Raw genomic sequence first — 2,453 nt, forward strand, 5'->3', positions numbered from 1 at the left:
TCGGCAGGCGTTCCATGATGTTGCGCGCCTTGTGGATCTGGCAGCGCTGGATCGCAGCGGCCGGACCGAAGGTGCGGCGGATCGCCTTCGACAGCGCCTTCGCGCCGTCGGCGATGAACAGTCTTGGCACCGTCGGGTCGAGCCCGCGCGAGACCAGGTTGTCCAGCAGGGCCTGAACCGTTGCGGCATTCTCGGTCGCCCCTTCCACCAGCGCCAGCGGATGCTTGTTGCCTTCGCCGTCAACCCCGATCGCGGCGACTAGCACGAGATCGTCGTCGAGATGCAGCCCGTCGATTTGGACCACCAGAAGGTCGAGCGTGGACAGATCGGCAGCCATGAAGTCGGCCAGCCGCGCCACCGACAGCGCAACGAACCTCCGCGAGGCCGCCGATTTCGAAATCCCAGATCCGGGCGGTGCCGGCACGTCCCCCTCGGGCAGCCGGACGGCGCGGCCGAACCGGCGCGTCGACCCGTTGATCAGCATCAGGTTCATCGCCCAGCGACCGAGCCAGTCCTCCTGCGCTGCCGTTTCCCAGCTCGGGATCGTGATCTCGCGGCCGTCCACGCCCCGGACCCGGGGCCGCTCGACCTCAATCTTGCCGCCGTGGAAACCGATCCGTCCTCGCGTTCGGCCCCAACGGTGCGCCCGCCGCGCCGCATCGCGACCGTGGCGCGGCCCGCAGGCCGCCGTCACATCCGCCTCCATCATCGTGCCGAGCGCCTCGATCCCCGCCGCATGGCAGAACCGATCGAAGCTCGCCCGCACTTCCGCAAACGCTTCGTCCACAACCCCAGTCGCCGGCGAACCAGCCGGTGTGATATCTCTCGTCATGGCGTTGCTCTCCTTTGTGGAATCAGCACCCCGAGCCTACCGGCTCAAGGTGGGCAACGCCGACCTCCTCAGAAATTCAACAGAACCCGGGACATCCCCGAGTTAGGTTTGCGAGCCTGACTTCCTCTAATGCGCCGTAGCTATTGAGCTTCACTGCGAGTCGACCGGTATTCTCGAGCTCGCGCCTGATAGCAGACAAACTTTTCACTTCTTCGGGCGCGACGGCCAATGCTGCAATTAAACGTGGAACGTTTCGTTCGAAACCTCCCGGCTCAATGAGCCTACCACAGGTGTCCAACTCATTCGGAGGAGGTTCATACTGCTTACGCGGACCACGTGTATAGGTTACCCCCAAGTCCCTGCGAGGAGCGCACCAGCACGTGCGCGATGGGATCGTCACTCGGATGGGCCGCAACCTGTGGGCGCGGTAAACGGAGCGTAGAGCCCGGTCGTTTCAGCGGACGCCCGACGCCGCGACTAAAGCCAGCCGATATGATTTCGCCTCATCTGGTCAATTCGATCAGCTGTCGTTTTCGTTGCGCCCTTGCTCAAACCGATATCATTTCGCAACCGATCGGATAAAGGGAGTCCTCGATCCGGGGTTCGACTATGCTTGCACGCTGTAGCCACGCAACGAGGTGCGCGGCGAGCCGCCAGTAATTGCTTGTGAGCGTTCCCTCGTCGGGATAAGCGCCGCTACTCCCAACTCCTGTCACCGACCTTGATTGCTCTGCCAAGATGGATTCCTTCGTCTTCCATGCTCGTTTTCGATCCGACGCCAAGGAACGCTCCTGCTCTCGTCGCGATCTGCGCTTTTCACGTGGCCACAACTACGCAGTCGTCGTCGGTTAGCTATCACATCAAAGGGCTAAGACCAGCTCAGCTGAATCGTGTTAGTGCAACAACTAACTTTCATTTGTGAAAGCGACTTACGATAGGCGTCAATACCCGAGATTGGCTTTCGAGCAAGGCCGGTATCCATTGCAGCGAGAGCCACTTGGGAGGCCACCGCACGCAATGGCCGGCCGTCGAAAGGATTTGGAATCAACTGCCAGCGAGCAAGAGGTTTGCTTGCCAATTCGGCAATTGCGTTCGCAGCTACAAGTTTCATGGCGTTTTTGATAGTGGATGCCGCGCAATCAAGCGCTCCGCGAAATAACACGGAAAGTAGAGCACATTGTTTACTTGGTTCGGATAGTCGGCGCGTCCCGTACAAATGATCGCATCAGGGCGGGCCGACAGTGCTAACTCAGGTGAAATTTCTGGAACAGGCCTAGCAGGCTGTTGAAGAACTCAGCCGCGTTCGCAAACGAAGGCTGAATCGTCGCCCGTGAAGAATTCGGAAGCGATTGATCTGTCGCTGTGATTTGTCGTGAGCAAGTATTCGATTGTGCAAGAAAGCCGTGGGTAGGTGTTGGTTTTCTTGCGTTTCAAGATTCCGGATTTGGCGACTTCGTGATTCCTTTGACGGCGAGATTCGCTGTTGGGGAGAACCCATGAGCCATCCGCGCGACGATCGTCAGGACGATCTGTTTCGTCCATCTCTGGAGAAGATCATCAACCTTCGCCATCCGTTGGTGCGTCTGGCGGCGGAGATCGATTGGGACTTCCTGGCGGGACG

1 protein-coding gene is annotated in these 2,453 nt (G+C 59.8%); it reads right to left on the bottom strand.

Annotated features, from left to right (window positions below; all coding sequences use genetic code 11):
* Nucleotides 1-832: transposase (locus E4K65_RS46530; RefSeq protein WP_135179743.1), on the bottom strand; the 832-nt coding region annotated here is incomplete at its 3' end.
* Nucleotides 833-2,453 lie beyond the last annotated feature (1,621 nt).

The sequence above is a fragment of the Bradyrhizobium niftali genome, from assembly GCF_004571025.1.
Taxonomy (GTDB): Bacteria; Pseudomonadota; Alphaproteobacteria; order Rhizobiales; family Xanthobacteraceae; genus Bradyrhizobium; species Bradyrhizobium niftali.